This window comes from Kitasatospora sp. NPDC048662 (assembly GCF_055587065.1).
This window is the reverse complement of sequence record NZ_JBVJHA010000005.1, coordinates 81,185-99,190: the sequence shown is the minus strand read 5'-3', so window position 1 is coordinate 99,190 and position 18,006 is coordinate 81,185. Positions and strand designations below refer to the sequence as shown.

16 protein-coding genes and 1 tRNA gene are annotated in these 18,006 nt (G+C 72.6%); 9 read left to right on the top strand and 8 right to left on the bottom strand.

The features are described 5' to 3' along the window. Positions 1-143: 143 nt before the first annotated feature. Positions 144-782, bottom strand: coding sequence for a cupin domain-containing protein (locus ACZ6R9_RS16295; RefSeq protein WP_465538620.1), 639 nt, complete (start codon positions 780-782; stop codon positions 144-146). Positions 783-905: 123 nt separating this feature from the next. On the opposite strand from ACZ6R9_RS16295, the gene ACZ6R9_RS16290 reads away from it, so the two are divergent. After that, a complete protein-coding gene (locus ACZ6R9_RS16290) occupies positions 906-1,169 on the top strand; it encodes a hypothetical protein (RefSeq protein WP_380480773.1) in 264 nt (87 codons plus the stop codon). A 120-nt stretch (positions 1,170-1,289) separates the two neighbouring features. Here ACZ6R9_RS16290 and ACZ6R9_RS16285 read toward each other — a convergent pair whose 3' ends face one another. Together ACZ6R9_RS16285 and ACZ6R9_RS16280 are read right to left on the bottom strand one after the other, a co-directional pair. Beyond that, positions 1,290-2,687 (bottom strand): NADP-dependent succinic semialdehyde dehydrogenase, encoded by a 1,398-nt coding sequence (locus ACZ6R9_RS16285; RefSeq protein WP_380480775.1) that lies wholly within the window; start codon positions 2,685-2,687, stop codon positions 1,290-1,292. A 72-nt stretch (positions 2,688-2,759) separates the two neighbouring features. Then, positions 2,760-2,830 (bottom strand) — tRNA-Cys (locus ACZ6R9_RS16280). Between the two features lie 230 nt (positions 2,831-3,060). Here ACZ6R9_RS16280 and ACZ6R9_RS16275 point away from each other — a divergent pair. Together ACZ6R9_RS16275 and ACZ6R9_RS16270 are read left to right on the top strand one after the other, a co-directional pair. After that, positions 3,061-3,483 carry a helix-turn-helix transcriptional regulator gene (locus tag ACZ6R9_RS16275; RefSeq protein WP_465538852.1) on the top strand — a complete coding sequence of 141 codons (423 nt, stop codon included), beginning with the start codon at positions 3,061-3,063 and terminating at the stop codon, positions 3,481-3,483. A 10-nt stretch (positions 3,484-3,493) separates the two neighbouring features. Beyond that, positions 3,494-3,907 carry a VOC family protein gene (locus ACZ6R9_RS16270; RefSeq protein WP_380480777.1) on the top strand — a complete coding sequence of 138 codons (414 nt, stop codon included), beginning with the start codon at positions 3,494-3,496 and terminating at the stop codon, positions 3,905-3,907. 131 nt (positions 3,908-4,038) lie between these two features. Here the strand turns inward: ACZ6R9_RS16270 and sph are convergent, their stop codons facing one another. Beyond that, positions 4,039-5,016: a sphingomyelin phosphodiesterase gene (sph, locus tag ACZ6R9_RS16265; protein ID WP_465538619.1), complete on the bottom strand. Its 978-nt coding sequence runs from the start codon at positions 5,014-5,016 to the stop codon at positions 4,039-4,041. A 203-nt stretch (positions 5,017-5,219) separates the two neighbouring features. Between sph and ACZ6R9_RS16260 the strand changes: the two genes are divergently transcribed. Then, positions 5,220-5,951 carry a Clp protease N-terminal domain-containing protein gene (locus ACZ6R9_RS16260; RefSeq protein ID WP_380480780.1) on the top strand — a complete coding sequence of 244 codons (732 nt, stop codon included), beginning with the start codon at positions 5,220-5,222 and terminating at the stop codon, positions 5,949-5,951. A gap of 147 nt (positions 5,952-6,098) precedes the next feature. Then, positions 6,099-6,719: a GNAT family N-acetyltransferase gene (locus tag ACZ6R9_RS16255; protein ID WP_465538618.1), complete on the top strand. Its 621-nt coding sequence runs from the start codon at positions 6,099-6,101 to the stop codon at positions 6,717-6,719. Between the two features lie 649 nt (positions 6,720-7,368). Here ACZ6R9_RS16255 and ACZ6R9_RS16250 read toward each other — a convergent pair. After that, entirely contained in the window at positions 7,369-8,718 is a 1,350-nt protein-coding gene (locus ACZ6R9_RS16250; RefSeq protein WP_465538617.1) for an FAD-dependent monooxygenase, read from the bottom strand. 88 nt (positions 8,719-8,806) lie between these two features. Here ACZ6R9_RS16250 and ACZ6R9_RS16245 point away from each other — a divergent pair, with 88 nt between their 5' ends. Beyond that, the gene (locus ACZ6R9_RS16245) at positions 8,807-9,367 is read left to right on the top strand and encodes a TetR/AcrR family transcriptional regulator (RefSeq protein WP_465538616.1); all 561 of its coding nucleotides are present in this window, start codon (positions 8,807-8,809) and stop codon (positions 9,365-9,367) included. Between the two features lie 8 nt (positions 9,368-9,375). Here ACZ6R9_RS16245 and srmL read toward each other — a convergent pair whose 3' ends face one another. Beyond that, on the bottom strand, positions 9,376-10,551 hold the full coding sequence (srmL, locus tag ACZ6R9_RS16240; protein ID WP_465538615.1) for a PheS-related mystery ligase SrmL: 1,176 nt from the start codon (positions 10,549-10,551) through the stop codon (positions 9,376-9,378). Positions 10,552-11,126: 575 nt separating this feature from the next. Here srmL and ACZ6R9_RS16235 point away from each other — a divergent pair. The 3 genes from ACZ6R9_RS16235 to ACZ6R9_RS16225 all read left to right on the top strand — a co-directional run bounded on the left by ACZ6R9_RS16235 (position 11,127) and on the right by ACZ6R9_RS16225 (position 14,489). Next, entirely contained in the window at positions 11,127-11,777 is a 651-nt protein-coding gene (locus ACZ6R9_RS16235; RefSeq protein WP_465538614.1) for a class I SAM-dependent methyltransferase, read from the top strand. Positions 11,778-12,201: 424 nt separating this feature from the next. After that, on the top strand, positions 12,202-12,765 hold the full coding sequence (locus ACZ6R9_RS16230) for a hypothetical protein (protein ID WP_465538613.1): 564 nt from the start codon (positions 12,202-12,204) through the stop codon (positions 12,763-12,765). 209 nt (positions 12,766-12,974) lie between these two features. Further along, positions 12,975-14,489 (top strand): IPT/TIG domain-containing protein, encoded by a 1,515-nt coding sequence (locus ACZ6R9_RS16225; protein WP_465538612.1) that lies wholly within the window; start codon positions 12,975-12,977, stop codon positions 14,487-14,489. A 389-nt stretch (positions 14,490-14,878) separates the two neighbouring features. On the opposite strand, the gene ACZ6R9_RS16220 is transcribed toward ACZ6R9_RS16225, so the two are convergent. Then, a complete protein-coding gene (locus ACZ6R9_RS16220) occupies positions 14,879-15,850 on the bottom strand; it encodes a helix-turn-helix transcriptional regulator (RefSeq protein WP_465538611.1) in 972 nt (323 codons plus the stop codon). A gap of 504 nt (positions 15,851-16,354) precedes the next feature. Continuing rightward, positions 16,355-17,176, bottom strand: coding sequence for an alpha/beta fold hydrolase (locus ACZ6R9_RS16215; protein WP_465538610.1), 822 nt, complete (start codon positions 17,174-17,176; stop codon positions 16,355-16,357). Positions 17,177-18,006 lie beyond the last annotated feature (830 nt).

Below are 18,006 nucleotides of genomic sequence, written 5' to 3'. Positions count from 1 at the left end.
GCGTGCTCGATCGGAGAGTTGGTCGGCGAGGCGGGAAAAGCGGGGGAGGGAGGCAGGGGAAGCGGGCGAGGTGGGCGGAGCAGGGGGAGCGGGCGATGTCGGTGAACCGGTGGGCGTGGCCTGCGACTTCAGCGGCACCGGCGTCACCTGGAGTCCTCCAGGGCCGCCGCGATCCGGTGCAGCCGGTGTGCCAGCCGCTCCCGCAGGCCCACCGTACCCACTCGCTGACGTGACGTCACCTCCCGCAGGGCGGCGGCCAGTTCGTGCTCGCCACGCTGCTCGGCGACCTGGGCGGTGATCGCGTAGTCCTCGTGGTCGATGCCGTAGCCGGTGTTCGCGGCCAGAATCGCCAGACGGTTGTCGCTGCGGTTGCCGAACGAGTGCGGCATCAGCTCGGGGATCCGGATCAGCGTGCCCGGCGCCAGATCGACGGCCACCACCCGGCGGCGGCGCGCGTCGTACAGCCCGCAGGAGGCCGGGCCGAGCGCCAGCACCAGGTGCTCACCGCCGTGCGCGTGCGGGGTGAACGCGGTGTGCGGCGCGACCAGGCCCAGCTTGTAGGTGGCGTTCGACGGGCGCTCCGGCGAGGTCGCCGCGTCGCCGATGAAATAGTGCGCATACTGCTGGTCGTCGATGAAACGCAGGAGCCCGCTGTCCGGGTCCTGCGGACCGAGCTCCCGCACCCCCGACCGATCGGCGCGCAGCACCCGCCCGTCCGGGCGCAGCCGGAACAGCTCGGCGCCGTCCGGCAGTGCGGACGCCTGTCGTTCCAGGCTGCGCAATCCCCCGCGTATCGACACTCGCGACCCCCCTCGTCGGTGCTCGCGGTGATGCTACCCGGGCTGCCGGGGTCGCTGACCAGCGGCATACTCGAACAAATGCTGAATTCTGCGGAGGTGAGAGCCATGCCCGCGACTGCTGCCGGAGCTTCGGGCCCCCGTCCGGTGCGGGGGACATACGCCTGGCTGACCGATAAGCACAACTCTTCGCTGGTGTTCCTGCTGGCCCTCTCGCTGGGCCTGGCCCTGGTCGCCCCGCAGGTGACCGAACTCTGGTTGCTGATCGTGTTCTCGGTGGTGTGGGGCGCGACCATCGTGGCCTTCGTCGCGCAGTTCTGGGGCCGCTACGAACACGCCCACCCGCACCACCACGCCCGCCACGCGGCGTGACCACACCGGTCGGTCCGGCGGCCGTCGGCTGCCGGACCGCACAGTGCAACTTCCCGTCAGTGGCCGGACCACGCAGCTCAGCCGTCCGTCAGTGACCGGGCGGCGCAGCGGGGCCGTCCGTCAGCTGCTGGACCACACCGTGGTGATGTTGCAGAACTCGCGAATGCCGTGACCGGACAACTCCCGCCCGTAGCCGGAACGCTTGATCCCGCCGAACGGGAACGCCGGGTGGGAGGCCGTCATCCCGTTGAAGAACACGCCGCCCGCTCGCAGGTCGCGCACGCACCGCTCCCGGTCGGTCTCGTCGCGTGTCCAGACGTTGGAACTCAGGCCGAACGGTGAGTCGTTGGCGATCGCCACCGCCTCGTCCAGGTCGGCGGCCCGGTACACGGTGGCGACGGGGCCGAACGCCTCCTCGTGGTGGATCTTCATGCGCGGCGTGATGCCGGTCAACACCGTCGGGAGGTAGTACCAGCCGCCTTCCAGCGCCGGATCGTCCGGCCGCTCGCCGCCGCAGGTGACGCTCGCGCCGAGCCGGACGGCGTCGGAGACCAGCTCCTCCAGGTCGGTGCGGCCCTGCTCGGTGGCGACGGGGCCGACCTCGGTGGCCTCCGCCATCGGGTCGCCGACGGTCAACTCCCGCATCCGGGCGGTGAAGCCGGCCAGGAACTGGTCGTACACGTCGGCGTGCACGATGAAACGCTTCGCCGCGATGCAGGACTGGCCGTTGTTCTGCACCCGGGCCGTCACCGCCTTCGCGACCGCGGCCGGTACGTCCGCCGAGGGCAGCACCAGGAACGGGTCGCTGCCGCCCAGTTCGAGGACGGTCTTCTTCACCACGTCGCCCGCCGCCGCCGCCACCGCGCGGCCCGCGCCCTCGCTGCCGGTCAGCGTCACCGCCGTCACCCGCTCGTCCCGGATCACCGCCTCCACCGCGCGCGAGGGGATCAGCAGCGTCTGGAAGCACCCCTGCGGGAACCCGGCGAGGACGAACAGTTCCTCCAGCGCGAGCGCCGTGCGCGGCACGTTCGAGGCGTGCTTCAGCAGGCCGACGTTGCCGGCCATCAGCGCGGGCGCGGCGAAGCGGATCACCTGCCAGAACGGGAAGTTCCACGGCATCACCGCCAGCACCGGGCCGAGCGGCCGGTAGCGGACGAACGCCGACGCGCCGCCGGAGTCCGCGATGTCGGCCGCCGTCGGATGCTCGTCGGCGAGCAACGCCTGTGCGTGGTCCGCGTACCAGTGCATCGCCTTCGCGCATTTGGCGGCCTCGGCGCGGGCCTGGGCCAGTGGCTTGCCCATCTCCAAGGTCATGGTGCGGGCGACCTGTTCGTTGCTCTGCTCCAGCAACTCGGCTGCCCGGTGCATCAGTTCGGTGCGCTGCGGGAACGCGCTCAGCCGCCAGGACTCGAAGGCCGACTGGGCGCGGGCCAAGCGGGCTTCCACGCCTGCTTCGTCCAGCGGATCGAAGACCTCGACGGTACGGCCGTCGGCCGGATTGACGGTGGCGATGGGCATCGGGAATCCACTCCCTCCTCGGACCCCGCCCGGCCTTCCGGGCGGGTGGCGGACCTCGAAGAGGGAGCGAGGAGGTGGAGACAGGAATCGAACCTATGTAGACGGCCCTGCAAGCCGCTGCCTCGCCTCTCGGCCACTCCACCGGGCTCCCTCGCGTGACTCAGAAACTAGCAGCGGGACTCGCGTGACCTGCGCCGCGACGCACCGGAGTGTCGGGCAATTCGCCCAGATCGACTGCCTGTTGGGGCAGTGTGGTGGGTGCCCGGTGTGATCACCAGTTGATCGACGGCCGGGCGGCCGGACTGCCCCGGCGACTACCCTGGGCGGCGTGCAGATCGACGACCTGAAGCGGCTCCGCAAGGCCCGCGACACCATGGACCGCGACTACGCCGAACCACTGGACGTCGCGGCGCTGGCCAAGGTCGCGCTGATGTCGGTCGGCCACTTCCAGCGCAGCTTCCGCGCCGCGTACGGCGAGACGCCGTACAGCTACCTGATGACCCGCCGGATCGAGCGCGCCAAGACCCTGCTGCGGCGCGGCGACCTGTCCGTCACCGAGGTCTGCATGGCCGTCGGCTGCACCTCGCTCGGGTCGTTCAGCACCCGCTTCACCGAACTGGTCGGCGAGAGCCCCAGCACCTACCGGGCCCGCGACCACAGCGCCGCCGAGCACATCACCGCGTGCGTGGCGATGTACCTCACCCGCCCGATCCGCGGCACCGGCACCGGCCGGCCCAATGCCGGACCGGCGAAGCCGATCAGGAACGGAGAAGCGGAAGCGGGCGCCGGTCAGTAGCGTCGGGGGCATGGACATCAAGCTTTCGCAGTGCTTCATCGCCGTTGACGACCACGAGGCCGCGCTCGGCTTCTACCGGGACGCGCTCGGGCTGGAGGTGCGCAACGACGTCGGCTTCGAGGGAATGCGCTGGGTGACGCTCGGCTCGGCCTCCCAGCCCGACGTGGAGGTCGTGCTGGAACCCCCCGTCGCCGACCCCGGCGCCACCGACGCCGACCGGCAGGCCGCTGCCGAACTCCTCGCCAAGGGCCTGCTGCGCGCCGTCAACTTCCGTACCGCCGACTGCGACGCGACCTTCGAGCAGATCCGGGCCACCGGCGCGGACGTGCTCCAGGAGCCGATGGACCAGCCGTACGGGGTGCGCGACTGCGCGTTCCGCGACCCGGCGGGCAACATGGTCCGCTTCGCCCAGCCCCGCCGCTGACTCCGGTGGGACGGGTGCCGCCCGGAGCCCTTGGGGCGGCACCCGTCCGCGTACCTGTCCGTGTGCGTACCGGCTTGCCCATCCGTGTACCGACGACTTCCCTTCCGGTCAACGCAGGTTGACGGAACCGGTCAGCCGGCGATCAGCGGGTAGTGGTCGGAAAGATCGGTGTAGGTGTACGAGGTGCCCCAGCTGCTGACCGTCCACGGCGCGCTGTGGAAGCGGTGCACGGTGTTGGTGTACTGCTGCGGGCGGGCGTGGTCGGCCCGGTAGAGGACGTAGTCCAGGTCCTCCTTGGGCTCGCCGGGGTAGCGGTAGGCGGCGATCGAGTTGTCGACCGTGTCGAAGGAGTTCGCCCAGCCGTCACGGGTACTGGCCGGGGCCAGGTTGCCGTTGGACAGCAGCGCCGGGTACTCGGTGCCGTGCGAGTCGATGTTCAGGTCGCCGGCCACCACGATCGGCTCGCTCGCCGGGATCTGCTTGGCGTCCAGGAACGCCTTCATCGCGCGCAGCTGCCTGCCCCGGATATCGGCGGCCTGGCCGCTGGAGCAGCCGGAGTCGGTGGACTGGAGGTGGGTGCCGACCACGTGGGTGCGCTGCCCGTTCACGTCGATCTGCGCGTAGACGAACCCCTTGTTGGACCACCAGTCCGAGCCGCACGCGTCCTTGAACACGTACTGCTCCTTGCGCAGGATCGGCCACTTGCTGAGCAGCGTCACCCCGCCGTCCTCGGGCGTGGCGCTGCTGTAGCTGCCGGAGGTGGCGTCCCACCCGCTGGTGGAGCGGCCGACCACGGGCGTGTGGTACGGGTACGCGGCCGAGGCCTTCGACACCAGCGCGTCGGAGGTGGCGTTGTCGAACGCCTCCTGCAGCACCACCACGTCGTGGCCCTGGAAGAAGTCCGCGCCCGCGATGGCCTGGGCCCGGTAGGACTGGCCCCAGTTCGGGTACAGGTTGGTGCTCATCAGGAAGGTGTTGTAGGTGAGCACGTTCAGCGGGGCGACGGTGAGCGGGGCGCCGTCGGCGTGAGCGGCGGCCTGAGGGACGGTCAACAGCGTTGCGGCAGCGGCGAGTACGGCGGCGACGCGGGTGGTGCGGGTGGCGGGCATGGAGGCTCCGGGGGTGTGGGGCGGCGGGTGTGGGGCAGTCGGTGTTGTGCAGTCAACTCGGGCCTTCGTGACGCGGACAAGACACCGGGGGGCGGGTGGGTGAACTCGACCGAAACACCCCCTACCGGCGGGTAGAAAACGGCCGGTGCGGCGACTGTCAACCGACGGTTGACACTCCTCAACTGTCAACCTAGGGTTGCCTCATGGCTGACACCTCTGGAGCAAAGCCCTCCATCCGGCTCGACGACCTGATCGAGGGCATCAAGAAGTCGTACCCCGAAGCGCTCGACCAGCTCTCCAACGCCGTCCTGGTCGCCGACCACCTCGGCGACGTGGCCGACCACCTGATCGGCCACTTCGTCGACCAGGCCCGCCGCTCCGGCGCGTCCTGGACCGACATCGGCCGCAGCATGGGCGTCACCCGCCAGGCGGCCCAGAAGCGCTTCGTCCCCAAGGACCCCGGCGAGGTCACCGAGATCGACACCGCGCAGGGCTTCAACCGCTTCACCCCGCGCGCCCGCAACGTGGTGATGGCCGCCCACCAGGCCGCCAAGGACGCCCACAACGACGAGGTCCGCCCCGAACACCTCGTCCTCGGCCTGCTCGCCGAACCCGAGGGCCTCGCCGCCGCCTACCTCACCACCCGCGGCATCGCCCTGGACACCGTCCGCGACGCCGCCCGGGCCGCCCTCCCGCCCGCCGTCGAGGACGCCCCCGAACTCGTCCCCTACGACGCCGGCGCCAAGAAGGCCCTCGAACTCACCATGCGCGAGGCGCTGCGCCTCGGCCACAACTACGTCGGCACCGAACACCTCCTGCTCGCCCTCCTCGAACACGAGGCCGGCACCGGCATCCTCACCGACCTCGGCCTCGACAAGCCCACCACCGAGGCCGCCCTCCTCGACGTCCTCGCCCAACTCACCCCCGACGCCTGACCGTTCGCCCCCCGGCGGGCCCACCCTCGCGAGGGCGGGCCCGCCGTCGTCCCGTTCCGTCCCGGCTGGCGAAACCCGGTTGACGGCCGGTCGCGGCGGGCGGTTCGCTGGCGATTCACCAGGGCGATGGGCGAAGGGTGGGGCGGGATGGGATACCGACTCGAAGGGCCGGTACTGGAAGGCGAGTTGGTGCGGCTGGAGCCGCTGGAGCAGCGGCACGCGGGGGAGTTGGCGCGGGCGGTGGAGGAAGCCCGGGACAGTTACGGGTTCACCTGGGTGCCGCGGGCTGAGGAGGTGGCCGGGTACATCGAGGCGCAGCACGCGCGGGCCGCGGACGGGCGGCTCGCGCCGTACGCGCAGATCGCGCTGGCGAGCGGCCGGGCGGTCGGGGTGACGGCGTACTGGGAGCCGCGGACGCTGCCGGACACCGACGTACTGTTCGCCGTGGAGGTCGGCTTCACCTGGCTGGCGGCCTCGGCACAGGGGACGGGCATCAACGCGGAAGCGAAGCTGCTGCTGTTCCAGCACGCGTTCGAGCGGTTGGGCGTGGCCCGGGTGGACCTCAAGACCGATGCGCGCAACGCCCGTTCGCGGGCCGCGATCGCCGCCGTCGGTGCCCGGTTCGAGGGCGTGCTGCGGAAGTCGAGCCGCTCATGGGTGACGGGCGAGGACGGCGGTCTGCGGGACGCCGCAGTCTTCTCGATCATCGACACCGAGTGGCCACAGACCAAGGCCGCCCTCCGGGAACGCGTCGCCCGCTATACCTGACGGAACGTTAGTTGTCATGCGGTGGCGCCCGGGTTGGCTGGCCCGGGCGGCGGCGGGGGCGCGCCGCCCATGCCGGTCGGTTTGCCGGGCGGGGCTTTCTGCGGGGCCAGGGCGTTCCTCCTTGGAGCGGGCGGCAGGTGAGGGTGCGGTTGTTTGCTGAGTGCCCGATGGCGGGACCTGCTATGCGGTGCCTTGCTGTGTCGCGCGCCGCCGCACCGGGCCCTGCCCTGCCATGCCGCGCCTCATCGTGCTGCGTCATGCTGTGCCCCGCTGTGGGGGGCGTCGGTCCGCCGGGGAGGGGTGGGGTTCGGTCGAGGGTGGGCGGCTCCCACGCGTGGTGTCGCAGGATTGCCCGGAGCGTCGGCCCCGGGGGCATCAGCGGCATGGCGGTATTGCGGATGGACACCGCGAGGTGGTGCGACAGCCCCGGCCCCATCCGTCCCGCCTGCCGGGCGGGGCTTTCTGCGGGGCCACGGCGTACCTCCTCAGAGCGGGCGGCAGGTGAGGGTGCGGTTGTTTGCTGAGTGCCCGATGGCGGGACCCGCTATGCGGTGCCTTGCTGCGCCGCGCGCCGCCGTACCGGGCCCTGCCCTGCCATGCCGTGCCTGGTCATGCTGCGTCCTGCCGTGCTCTGCCGTGCCGCGTCCCGCTATGCGGGGTGGGCCGCCGGGCCGCCGGGGTGGGGTGGGGTTCGGTTGAGGGTGGGCGGTTCCCACACGTGGTGGCGCAGGATTGCTCGGAGTGTCGGCCCCGGGGGCATCAGCGGCATGGCGGAGTTGCGGACCGCCACTGCGAGCGGGTGCGACAGTCCCGGTCCCATCCGGCCCGCCTGTCGGGCCGCCCGGGCGACGGCCTGGGCGCGCGGGCGGCGCGTCGCGTCGTACCGGGAGAGCGCGGACGGCAGATCGGGCGCGTCGGCGACGGCGGCCGCGAGGGTCACGGCGTCCTCCAGCGCCTGGCACGCGCCCTGGCCCAGGTGCGGGGTCATCGCGTGCGCCGCGTCGCCGAGCAGCGCGACCCGGCGGACCGTGAACGTCGGTAGCGGGGTGCGCAGTTCGCGCAGGTCGTGGTGGAGTACCGCGTCCGGCCGGGTGGCGGCGAGCAGTTCCGGGATCGGCTCGTGCCAGCCGCCGAACCGCGAGCGCAGCTCGGCCAGCGGATCCGCGAACCGGGTGCCGGGCGGCAGCGGAAGGACGGCGTGCCACTCGGCCCGGCCGTCCGGCAGCACGATGTGCCCGAACTCCGCGCCGCGGCCCCAGGTCAGCTCGAACTCGCCCTCCAGCGCCACCGGTTGATCGGTGATCGCGCGCAGAACGGCCGTGCCGGTGGCCACCGCGCCGGGGTGCTCCGGCAACAGCAGGCCGCGCAGCCGACTGCCGACGCCGTCCGCCGCGACCACCAGATCCGCGCACCGCGTGCCGTCGGAGCAGCCAACCCGGACCCGCCCCGGCCCGTCGTGCCCCGGCCTGTCCCGCCCCGGCCCGTCGTGCCCCGGCCTGTCCCGCCCCGGCCCGTCGTGCCCCGGCCTGTCCCGCCCCGGCCTGTCCCACCCTGGCCTGTCCTGCCTCGGTCCGTCGTGCCCCGACCCGTCCCGCCCCGGCCCGTCGTGCTCGACGGTCAGTGCGCGGACGCCGATCAGCAGTGCCTCGGCGGGCAGTGCGGCCCGGAGCAGCCGGTGCAGTTCGGCGCGGGTGATGCCGACGATCGGGCTGCCCACCGCGCGCTCCAGCGCCGCGCCGTCCATCCGGGCCAGCCAGCGGCCGTCCGGTCGGCGGGTGCCGCCCCGGTACTGTCCGTGCGAGGCGGCCCGGACCGCCTCGCCGACGCCGAGTTCGTCCAGCGCCCGCAGCCCGTTCGCGGCCAGCGAGATCGCCGCCCCGGCATCGTCCGGCACCGCCGAACGCTCCAGCACCGTCACGTCCCAGCCGACCCGACGCAGCCCGAGTGCCGCCGCCAGCCCGCCGATCCCGCCACCGACCACCGCCGCAGTACCGCGCACCGTCGAAACCCCCAGTCCTTCTACAGATGTAGAAGGAACGGTAACGGTGCTTACGGGAGCTGCCCGCAGCGCGGTGTTAGATGAGGGCATGGCCACCGACCGACGCACCCTGCTCGCCGACGCCGCCCTCGGCGTCCTCGCCGACCAGGGCATCCGCGGCCTCACCCATCGCGCCGTCGACCGCGCGGCCGCTCTGCCCGACGGCACCACCTCCGCGTACTTCCGCACCCGCGCCGCGCTGCTCACCGCACTGGTCCGCCGACTGGTCGAACTCGACCAGCACGAGCTGGAGTTGACCGCTGCGCAGGCCCCCGCGCCGCGCACGGCCGCCGATCTGGCCGAGGGCCTCGCGCTGCTCGCCCACCGCCGGCTCACCGGCGAGGGCCGCCGCCGCTCGCTGGCCCGATACGCCTGCGTGCTGGAGAGCGTCCGCGACCCGGAACTGCGCGAGATCCTGATCCCTCGCGAGAACACCGGCCGGGAGGCCGTCCGGCAGTTCCTCGCCGCGCACCGCGTCCGCGACGTCGAGGACCGCGCGCTCACCCTGTTGGCAGGCTTCGACGGGCTGGTGCTGGACGGGCTGGTGCGCGGCGAGACCCTCCGGTGCGAGGCGCTGGAGGGTCTGGTCGCGGCGGCCCTGCGACCCTGAGCTCCCGATCAGGAGTTGACCGCCCACTGGTGGGCGGTGCCCTGGTGCAGGGCGGCGTAGACCCGGTCGCGCAGGGCGTTGGCGTCGCTGTCGGTGAGGGTGCGGTGGAGGTGGCGCAGGACCACCTTGACCAGCAGGTTGTGCTGGTCGGGGCGGGCCCCGAGGCGGGTCAGGGCCTGCGGGGGGAGGACATGGCACGGGGTGGTGGAGAGGATCTCGACGGTCTCCACGCACTCCGCGTCCGCGCCGAGCGCGTCGCGGACGCGGTCGCCGAGGTCCTCCGCCAGGTCGATGCGGTCCACGGCGATGGACAGGTCGCGGCGGATCGCCGGCAGCGCCGAGACCGGACGGTACGGGGCGAGATCGGTCAACTGGGCCGTCACCGCAGGGTCGGTGGAGCGCAGGATCCGGATGTCCGGGATGCCCTTGATCAGCATCAGCACCCGGTCCAGTCCCATCCCGAGCGCCAGCCCGCTCCACTCCGGCCCCAGCCCGGCCCGGGCCAGCACGCCGGGGTGGGCGAGGCCGCACTCGGCGACCTCCACCCACTCGCCGCCGAGGTTGACGTCCAACTGCCGCCCCGCCAGCGTGTACGGGTGGGCGCGATCCTCGGTGCGATACTCCGCGCCCGGCAGCAGGGCGTCGGCCAGGGCGGCGATCATCTCCGTCAAGTCGGCGGATATGGTGGGAAGTTGGCGGCGGGTCAGGTACCAGAGGTCGAGCTGGTGCGGGGTGCCGGTGTGCAGCCGGTCGATGCTGTCGCGCCGGTACACCAGGCCCGGGCAGACCAGCAGGACGGACTCGGGGGCGGCGGGATCGGCCGGTTCCGCTGCGAGATCGCGCAGGGCGCGCAGGGCACGCAGCGCGCCGGGCACGAGCGCGCTGGAGTGGCTGCGCAGCATCCGCCGGTCGTCCACGTAGCGGGTGTACCGGGTGTCCCGAGTGACGTCGTCAGTACGGTAGTTGAGGTGGTCGTAGTTGTCGGCGACGGTGACGATCCGCTCCCCGCGATGCACCCGCACCGGGCAGTCCCAGCGCCGGGCCAGCGCATCGGCGGCGCGATCCACCACCAGCTGCACGGCGTGCGGCCCGGCGGCCGGATCGGTCAGATCGCGGACGGCCAGATCGCGGGCGAGCTGATCGGCGGACAGCGGACGAACGGAAGAGACGGGCAGAGCGGACACGACGGGCCTCCGGGCCTGAGCAGGGGACTTCGAGGGGGAACACACACCCCCGGCCCCTGGGCACGAGCCGCCGACCGGGACGAACCCCGCCCGGCTCGGCCGATCTGCTCGGCGACGCAGCGCTAACGGCGTGGCGAAACCCGACCCCAGCGGCACCCATCGGGAGCCGGGGGGCCGGTAAATCGGCGAGAGATCGCTACGACGGCCACGGGCAGAGTCTAAGCACCCCCAACCACCCGCCGGCAATCGGTTTTCGCGCGGGCCGGCCGGACGTTCGACACCCTCCGGCGTGCACTTCACCCTCCAGCGGGACGGACGGGCCGCGTCCTGACGACCCTGGCGCAGCTCGAACTCGGAAACAAGGTGCGGGGGTCCGCCGGGAACGGCCGACGCCCAACGCGCGGCCGGGCTGTTCTTCCGCACCGACTGGCGGGTGCGTCGATCGAATGTGACCGAGTGCGAGGTCGAGACCGCTTCGCGGAACTTGAGCCGACTCCGGGTGACCCCGTGCTTCGTTGGCAGGATCCGGAGCGAGGGTTCAGACTGGGCGCTTTCGAGGAGCGGGAGGCGCAGGGATGACGGACCACCAGGCCGGGGTAGGGCAGGCGTACGACGTGGTGGCGGAGCTGTACGCGACCATGTTCACGGGTGAACTCGCCAGTCGGGACGACGAGTTGGCGTTGATCGGGGAGCTGGTCTCGGCGCCGCCGGTGACCCGGCGCGGACTTCCCGTCGGCGACCTCGGCTGCGGCCCGGGCGAGGCGACGGCGCTGCTCGGCGGGCTCGGTGTGCGCGCCGTCGGGCTCGACCTGTCGGCCGGGATGCTCGCCCAGGCCCGGCGTCGCCACCCCGGCGAGAGTTTCGTGCGCGGCTCCCTGCTGTCCCTCCCGTTCGCGGACGCGAGCCTCGGCGCGGCGCTCGCCCGCTACTCGCTGATCCACCTGCCGCCCGCCGAAGTCCCGTACGCCCTCGCCGAGTTGCGCCGCGTCCTGGCCCCGGGAGGCCGTCTGCTGCTCGGCTTCTTCGCCGCCGACCCGACCCTTGGCGACGCCGACCACCCCGTCCCCTTCGACCACAAGGTCACCACCGCCCACCGCTGGCCCGTGGACACTCTCGCCACCCTCCTGACCGCCGCCGGCCTCACCGAGACCGCGCGCAGCGTGCGCCAACCCGGCCCGGGAGAGCGCTTTCCGCAGGCGACTCTGCTGGCCGAAGTCGCGTCCTGACAGCCCGTTTCCGGATGCCAACCACGCGCGTGGCCAACCCTGTTCAGGCCCCGATGCGACGGCAGCGAGCTGCTGCCGGGTAGTTGGTCGCGGCCGTGATGCCTCAGCCAGGAATCGGCTCGCCGGCCGGGAATCAGCTCGCGAGTCAGGAATCAGCTCGCGGCAGGCGGGTCGCAGCAGGGAATGTCCACCATGTGCTGGTCAACGACGTGAGTGCGGCGGGCACGACGGCGCACTCTTTCGGGTGGCTACCGCTGAACCGGCCTTGCCGGTGGCTGCGGGGGGTGCCACTTTGAGGTCTCAAGGTGAGGTCTCAAGGTGAGGGCTTTGCTCGGGCTTTGGGTGGGCGACACCTCGGACTCCGACATCGCTCAGGGCCGGTCCGATTTCCCTCGTTCGTGGGCGTTCGCGAAAAGGAGCCGTTATGCGTTTCGCTGGACTGGCGCGGTTGGTGGCTTCCGCCTCCGCGGCTGCGTTTCTCGTGCCGATGGCCACCGCCGCCGCCGCCCCGACTTCGCCGAACCGACACGTGCAGGCAGTCCCCGGATCCGTCGCCACGGCGCCGCGATCGGTCGATGAACCGCACTGCGCCGGGGAATGGATCGACTCCAACTCCGACGACACGCGGGAGATGAAGAGCTGGCTGTGCATGTACGACGCCGGAGACGCCAAGAACGTTTATGCGGGCCTGTGGACCGAATGCCGCTGGTGGAAGATCATCGGCTGGTCCGCGCCGCCCAATGGCTGTCGGATCTGGGAGCCCAGCTACTACAAGCTCACGGCACCGGACGGCACGGTGTACGAGGGCACCTTTCCCGGCGCGTCCGGTTCGAGCGCGGCCGCATCGGAGAGCGACCGATACCCCTGCCAGGAAGGCAGCTGGCACGTGTGGAGCTACTACGGCGTCCAGATGAAGGACGTTCTCGGCAACTGGGGCAGCAACGTGTCCGGCACCCACGAGGGCACCTTCACCGTCCACTGCCCCTGACCACCGCAGGGCTCCCCGCACGCCCTCACTCCTCGTCCGGCTCTGCCCCTCGCGGCCCGGCCCTCGAAATCACCGGGGACCGGGCCGCGAGGGCGTACGCCCGATGGCATGACGTCCCGGGCCCGGACACATCGCCGGACGCCCCCGGCGGAACCCAGAGGGACACGGCCTCCCGTTCCGGTGAGGCGATCCGTTCCCAGGGAGCACGCATGTCGACGGAGCAGAGCACACCGATCACGCCGCAGGTGGCCATGACGCTGGCCGCGATCGCGGCGACGGCGGCCACGCCGCGTCCCTCGGGCGAGACGGTGGCGGAGCAGCAGAGCCGGATCTTTCTGGGCGTCAGCGAGCAGTTGGCCGAGTCCTCCCTCGCGACCGGGAACGACTGGGTCCTGAGGTGGCTGGCGCTGAGCCCGGACAACGCGAACATGGCGTACCTGGCCGCGAGCCGTTCCTCCAATGCGTTCGCCGTGGTGCTGCGCGGCACGGTCGCCAACGTCACCGACCTGCTGGAGGACCTCGACGTGGGCACGGTGGTGCCGTTCACCGCCGCCGGCTCGCCGCCCGCCCCGGTGGCCGTCTCCAAGGGGGCGATGGAGGCGTTCACCCAGGTCGTCACCATGAGCGCGGGAGGCGTCACCCTGCGGCAGGCGCTCGCCGAGGCGTTTGTGGGCACTGAGTCGAAGCCCACCGTCTACGTGATCGGTCACAGTCTGGGCGGCTGCATCGCCACCATGGTCGCGCCCTACCTCCGGGCGCAGCACTGGCAGGGCGCCACCCCACGGTTCGGCCTCTGCACCTTCGCCGCCCCCACCGCCGGCGGCCAGGACTTCGCGGCGTACGTCGACTTCCTCGACTGGGTCGTCAACGAGCGTTACTACAACGCCTGGGACTTGGTGCCGCAGGCCTGGACGAGTCTCGACGACGCGAAGAAGTGGTACCCCCATCCGCCCGGCCCGGAGGCGAACGAGGACGTCAAGGCGGTGATCACGGCGATCGCAGCCCTGCGGGGTCCGCACGTCTACGCCCAGCCGGGCACGGCGCACCTGTTGCACCCGGACTACAAGAGCGACTACGACCATGCCATGGTCAGGAAGACGCTCCAGGACTTCATGGGCCAAGTCGCCTTTCAGCACGCGAACTCCACCTACCTGGGTCTGCTCGGTGCCCGCGACGTGCTGTCCGGCCCGGTGGTGCGGGCCATCTCCAGCAACGCCGGCCAGGCCGGCAGTGCGATCGCCATCGCGGGCAGCGGATTCGGTGCGGGCACGACGGTCGACTTCGGCACCGTCCCGTGCCAGGATCCGGTCGTCAGCAGCGACGGCCTCGGGATCAGCGTCTACGCGCCTCCCGGCGTCGGCGTGGTCGCCGTCCGGGTCACCACCAACCTGGGCACCTCGCCGGCCGTTCCCTTCGGCCAGTTCGCCTACGACGGCCCCGCCCCGGCGGTGATCACCGGCCTCACCCCGGACAGCGGCCGGAAGGGCCACCCCGTCACCATCACCGGCGTCAACTTCTCCTCCGACGCCCAGGTCTTCTTCGGCGACAACCGTTCTCCGTCCGTCGAGGTCAAGCGCACCGGCGCGCCCAGCGAGATCGTCGCCACCGCACCCGACCCGACCACCGGCGCCGGCAAGCCCCACACCATCGACGTCACCGTGCTGTCGAACGGCTACTCGTCCCCGACCGGCCCGGTGACCGAGTTCACCTACAAGGAACTGTGAGACTGCTCCCGCAGGCGCCGGGCAGGTGGTCGGCGACGGTCGGAGCGAACCCGGCTCCCAGCACCGCTCGCCGACCTGCCGGGCGATCGACAACCCGGCGCCGCACTCGCCGCAGGTCCCCACGCCGAACAGGCACGAGCGCGACGGCGAAGAGCCCGGCCTCGATGGCGGAGTCGCACAACACCCGTGCAGGGAACGGGTGGGGGGTACCCGCCGGGTCGCCGGGCTCCCAGTCGCCCACGGCGGAGAAGTAGTGGCCGGCCTCGCGCCGATGGAGACGAACCCTTCCCTCCCGCAGGGCGTCCTCGGCGGTGCCGTACGCGTGCTTCAACTGCGAACAGTCCGTCCTGCGGGCCATCCTGCCGGGCCGTGCTGTGGAGGCGGCGGCCTCAGTCCACCCAGCCCCGGCGGTGGGCCTGCCAGCCGAGTTGGATGCGGGTGTCGGCGCGGGCGAGGGACATGAGGCGGCTGATGCGGCGTTGGACGGTGCGCAGGCCGAGGCTGAGTTGTTTGGCGACGGCGGGGTCGGTGGCGCCGGAGAGGAGGAGGGCGAGGATGCGGCGGTCGGTCTCGTCGGGGTCGCCGGCGGGGACGGGGCCGACGGCGAGGGCGGGGCCGGTGCGGCCGAGGGGGTGGGCCCATTCCCAGGTCTGTTCGAACAGGACGGTGAAGACGGTGACCAGGGCCGGGGCGCGGACCACCAGGGCGACCGGGTCGGACGCGGACTCGCTGAGCGGGACGAGGGCGAGCGCCCGGTCCGCGACGATCAGCTTGGTGGGGACCTGTTCGACCACCCGGATCTGCTGCTGACGGCCCATCGCCTCGAACAGCGGCTGGGCGGCGCCCGGTTCGTCCAGGGCACGGCGCTCCAGCACCACCCGGTAGGTGACGCCGCGCTCGACGGCCGTCGACTCGGCGCCGGTCTCGTCGGCGGGAACCACCTGGTGGCGGCCCGTCACCAGCGCGAGGAGTTCGTGCTCCGCACCGACCTGCAACTGTGTGACGTGGTGACTGATCGCGGCCCGCCCGGCCACCACCTCGATCAGGTCGCGGTGCGCCTGGCCCTCCCGGGCGGTCGCCGAACGGTAGACCTCGGTGAGGGTGGACGCCGTCAACTCGGTCTCCCGCAGGGCGTGCCGCTGGCCGGTGAGCAGAGCCTCCAGGGCGACCGCCGGGGGAGCGGCGGTGTAGCGGGGCCCGGCGCCAGGGGCCACCAGCCCGCAGGCCTGGAGCAGTTCGAGCGAGCCGATCGGCAACGGGCCGCAGCGGGCGGCCAGTTCGGCGCGGGTCGCCGGGCCGTGGGCCACCAGGTGGGTGTAAACCCGCTCCGCGTGCTCGTCCAGACCTATCGCCGACAGCACCCGCGCTCCGTTCGACGCACGCTCACGCGCCGAGGCCCGCATGCACTGGCCCGCACGCACACGCGCCCAGGCCCGCACGCACCTGCCGCGCCCAGGCCCCCGCGTCGGCCGCAGGCCAGTGGCGGCTTGCCGCCGGGCGGTGACCTGCCAGGCCACCTCATGACCGGTCAGCCCCGTTTTCTGCCAGGCTCACCGGCCATAACCCGACACCTGGAGGCGTTCATGACACGGCCGGCGCGGATACGCGGCGCGATGGCACTGATGGCGGCGGGCATCCTCGCCACCGGCACGCTCACCACGATCGACCAGGCATGGGCCGCCCAGCCCGCGAACGTCGGCTCCACCCCTGACGGGGCGTCAGAGCGCCCTCCCGCACACCGTCACCCTGATCACCGGCGACCGGGTGCAGGTCGGCACCGGCACCGGCACCGACGGCCGCACCGCCGTCACCCGCGATCCCCGGGCCCCACCCCCGCACTGCTCCGGTGAGGCCCGCTCGCCGCCTCAGGCGGGCAGGCCGTGCAGGAACTCGGCCACCAGACGGTGCAGTTCGGCCGGATGATCCAAGTGGACGTCGTGCCCCGCACCCGGCACGCTCGCCGCATGCACGTCCGGACGCAACGCCAGCATCCGGTCGGCGTCCGCAGCCGGGATGATGCCGTGCTGGCCGAGCACCAACAGCGCCGGGCAGTGCGCCGCGCCCGCCCAGTCGTCCCAGCGCTCCCGGACGGCGTTCTCGGCCAGCGCCGCCACCATCACCTCCGGGTCGAAGCGCGGCCACCAGCCGTCCGCGCGCTGCTCCAGGCCGTCCGCCCACGCCTCGCCGAGCGGGCCGCCACCGAAGAACCGCACCGCCGACGCGTACTGCGCGAACGGCACCGGCCACGCCTCCAGCAACTGCCCGATCTCGGCCGGCGCGTCCGGTGACGCCCCGGCGGCGGCCTCCACCAGCACCACCCCGGCGAACCGCCCCGGGTGCGCGGCCGCCGCCAGCAGCGCGGTGTGCCCGCCCAGCGACTGCCCCACCAACAACGGACGTTCGAGGCCGAGCGCGTCCGCGACCGCGATCACGTCCGCCACGAACGCGTCCCGCCCGAGATCCGCCGGGCGGCGGGTGGAACGGCCGTGACCACGCTGGTCCACCGCCACCACCCGGTGCGCCGGAGCGAGAGCGGCCGCCAGCACATCCCACTCGCCCGCATGCCCCGCCAGCCCGTGCAGCATCAGCACCGGCCGCGCGCCCGCCGCACCCGCCCAGTCACGGCAGTGCAGTTCGACTCCGCCACCGGCCACCGTCCGGGCCGTCCACGGGCTCTGCGTGCTCATCCGCTCATCTCCCAACGCTACGGGGCCGGTCGGCCACGGGGTGTGAGGTGACAATGCCACGCGGGGCGATGTTGATCAATGGCACCGGCGAGTAGCGAACGACTGTGATCAGCGGTTGAGATGACGGACCGTCAACCACCGCCCCGAGGCCCGCCGCCCAGCTGTGACGCTCTCTGACGTTCCGTCGGGTAGCTGTGGTTGAGGTCGGTGGGTGCGGTCGGAGTCCGGCGGTGGTCGCTGTTGCCAATAGCCCGGTTCCCCGTTTTCCCCGCCGGAGGCGCTTCGCTCCCAGGGCCTCGTCGGGCAGTCGGCCTGCCCGCCGTCTTGCCGGAGGTGCCCCCCGTCCGGCCCTGCCAGGGCTGGTCGTGGTTGAGGTGGGTCAGGACGGTGCGGACCCGGCGGTGGCCGCTGTCGGCCAGTAGCCCGGTTCCCCGTTTTCCCCGCCGGAGGCGCCTCGCTCCACGGGCGCCTCGTCGGGCAGTCGGCCTGCCCCCCGTCTCGCCGGAGGTGCCCCCGTCCGGCCCCGCCAGGGCTGGTCGTGGCTGAGGTGGGTCAGGACGGTGCGGACCCGGCGGTGGCCGCTGTCGCCAGTAGCCCGGTTCACCGTTTCCCCGCCGGAGGCGCCTCGCTCCCCGGCGCCCCGTCCGGCAAGTCGGCCTGCCCCCCGTCTCGCCGGAGGTGCCCCCGTCCGGCCCCGCCAGGGCTGGTCGTGGCTGAGGTGGGTCAGGACGGCGCGGACCCGGCGGTGGCCGCTGTCGCCAGTAGCCCGGTTCACCGTTTCCCCGCCGGAGGCGCCTCGCTCCCCGGCGCCCCGTCCGGCAAGTCGGCCT

Excerpts from the sequence above, each read along its gene's own strand:
- ACZ6R9_RS16290 (WP_380480773.1), top strand. The coding sequence starts at position 906 with ATGCCCGCGACTGCTGCCGGAGCTTCGGGCCCCCGTCCGGTGCGGGGG.
- ACZ6R9_RS16245 (WP_465538616.1), top strand. The coding sequence starts at position 8,807 with ATGGCCACCGACCGACGCACCCTGCTCGCCGACGCCGCCCTCGGCGTC.
- ACZ6R9_RS16235 (WP_465538614.1), top strand. The coding sequence starts at position 11,127 with ATGACGGACCACCAGGCCGGGGTAGGGCAGGCGTACGACGTGGTGGCG.
- ACZ6R9_RS16215 (WP_465538610.1), bottom strand. The coding sequence starts at position 17,176 with ATGAGCACGCAGAGCCCGTGGACGGCCCGGACGGTGGCCGGTGGCGGA.
- ACZ6R9_RS16230 (WP_465538613.1), top strand. The coding sequence starts at position 12,202 with ATGCGTTTCGCTGGACTGGCGCGGTTGGTGGCTTCCGCCTCCGCGGCT.
- ACZ6R9_RS16275 (WP_465538852.1), top strand. The coding sequence starts at position 3,061 with ATGGACCGCGACTACGCCGAACCACTGGACGTCGCGGCGCTGGCCAAG.
- ACZ6R9_RS16270 (WP_380480777.1), top strand. The coding sequence starts at position 3,494 with ATGGACATCAAGCTTTCGCAGTGCTTCATCGCCGTTGACGACCACGAG.
- sph (WP_465538619.1), bottom strand. The coding sequence starts at position 5,016 with ATGCCCGCCACCCGCACCACCCGCGTCGCCGCCGTACTCGCCGCTGCC.
- ACZ6R9_RS16225 (WP_465538612.1), top strand. The coding sequence starts at position 12,975 with ATGTCGACGGAGCAGAGCACACCGATCACGCCGCAGGTGGCCATGACG.
- ACZ6R9_RS16255 (WP_465538618.1), top strand. The coding sequence starts at position 6,099 with ATGGGATACCGACTCGAAGGGCCGGTACTGGAAGGCGAGTTGGTGCGG.
- ACZ6R9_RS16260 (WP_380480780.1), top strand. The coding sequence starts at position 5,220 with ATGGCTGACACCTCTGGAGCAAAGCCCTCCATCCGGCTCGACGACCTG.
- ACZ6R9_RS16285 (WP_380480775.1), bottom strand. The coding sequence starts at position 2,687 with ATGCCCATCGCCACCGTCAATCCGGCCGACGGCCGTACCGTCGAGGTC.